At 61.7% G+C, this 1,487-nt stretch carries 2 protein-coding genes; one reads left to right on the forward strand and one right to left on the reverse strand.

The window, feature by feature from the left end; genetic code table 11:
* A partial coding sequence (locus tag ENZ74_RS31530) for a dihydroxy-acid dehydratase (RefSeq protein WP_206522382.1) occupies positions 1-716 on the reverse strand: 716 nt, incomplete at its 3' end.
* Positions 717-969: 253 nt separating this feature from the next.
* Here ENZ74_RS31530 and ENZ74_RS31535 point away from each other — a divergent pair.
* Positions 970-1,440: a VOC family protein gene (locus ENZ74_RS31535; RefSeq protein WP_063170452.1), complete on the forward strand. Its 471-nt coding sequence runs from the start codon at positions 970-972 to the stop codon at positions 1,438-1,440.
* Positions 1,441-1,487: the final 47 nt, after the last annotated feature.

Consider the following 1,487-nt stretch of genomic DNA (forward strand, 5'->3'; position numbering starts at 1 on the left):
ATCAGGTGGCCGGCCTCGACGAACAGACGCTTGCGGTCGGCATGCGTCGCCAATGTCGAGCCGTTGCCGGGCAGCGACAGGCCAAGCGCCTCGGTCAAACAATTCATCGAATTGGCGGTGAACATGCCCGAGCAGGAGCCGCAGGTCGGGCAGGCCGAGCGCTCGATGACCTTGACGTCCTCATCGGAGATCTTGTCGTCGGCGGCCGCGACCATGGCATCGACCAGGTCGAGCGCCTGCGTCTTGCCGGCGAGCACCACCTTGCCGGCTTCCATCGGACCGCCGGAGACGAAGACGGTCGGGATGTTGAGGCGCAACGAGGCCATCAGCATGCCGGGCGTGATCTTGTCGCAATTGGAGATGCAGACCATGGCGTCGGCGCAATGCGCGTTGACCATGTATTCGACAGAATCGGCGATCAGCTCGCGCGACGGGAGCGAATAGAGCATGCCGTCATGGCCCATGGCGATGCCGTCATCGACGGCGATGGTGTTGAATTCCTTGGCAACGCCGCCGGCCTTTTCGATCTCGCGCGCGACCAATTGGCCGAGATCCTTCAGATGGACATGGCCCGGCACGAACTGGGTGAAGGAGTTGACCACCGCAATGATCGGCTTGCCGAAATCCGAGTCCTTCATGCCGGTGGCGCGCCAGAGGCCGCGAGCGCCGGCCATGTTGCGGCCATGGGTGGTGGTGCGGGAACGATAGGCAGGCATGTTTTTTCCTTGGTGGCTGGCCGCAGCCCAGGGGTTGGCGCGGCGGAGCTGAATTCGGACCGCAGGCGTTATAGACGCGCAAGTATGGTCTGGCCACAATTTTGCAATGCGCCAGATTCTCTCAAAAAAATGCGTGGCACTGTCGGATGGCGCGCTGCATGTCCGTCCTTGGGCAGACGGCAAGGAGATGGCACCATATTCGGAGTCAGCCGTTTCACAGGAACAGCGACCGAAACAGCACGAGGAGCACGACATGCAAAAGATCACCACCTGCCTGTGGTTCGACGGCCGAGCCGAAGAGGCCATGAACTTCTACGTCTCCATCTTCAAGAATTCCAAGGTGCTGAGCGTGATGCGTTGGCCCGAAGGCCACGCCGATGCAGGCAAGGTGTTGGTGACCACGTTCGAACTCGACGGCGTGCAGTTCCAGGCGCTCAATGGTGGACCGCAGTTCAAGCACAGCGAAGCGATGTCGCAGTCGATCGACTGCAAGACGCAGGAAGAGGTGGATTACTTCTGGGACAAGCTCATCGAAGGTGGCGGCCAACCATCGCAATGCAGCTGGCTGAAGGATAAATTCGGCGTCTCCTGGCAGGTTGTGCCGGAGCAGCTGCCGCGCCTGCTTCTGGATCCGGACCGGGCCAAGGCCGGCCGCGTGATGTCGGCGATGATGCAGATGAGCAAGATCGACATCGCCAAGATAGAGGAAGCTGCCAGAGGATAGTCGAGGGTCGCGCCGCCCCTCACCCCCCCTTCGGGGGCCCTTTCCCC

Origin of the sequence: Mesorhizobium sp. M7A.F.Ca.CA.002.15.2.1, assembly GCF_003998715.1 — a bacterium.
GTDB lineage: Bacteria > Pseudomonadota > Alphaproteobacteria > Rhizobiales > Rhizobiaceae > Mesorhizobium > Mesorhizobium ciceri.

Excerpts from the sequence above, each read along its gene's own strand:
- ENZ74_RS31535 (WP_063170452.1), top strand. The coding sequence starts at position 970 with ATGCAAAAGATCACCACCTGCCTGTGGTTCGACGGCCGAGCCGAAGAG.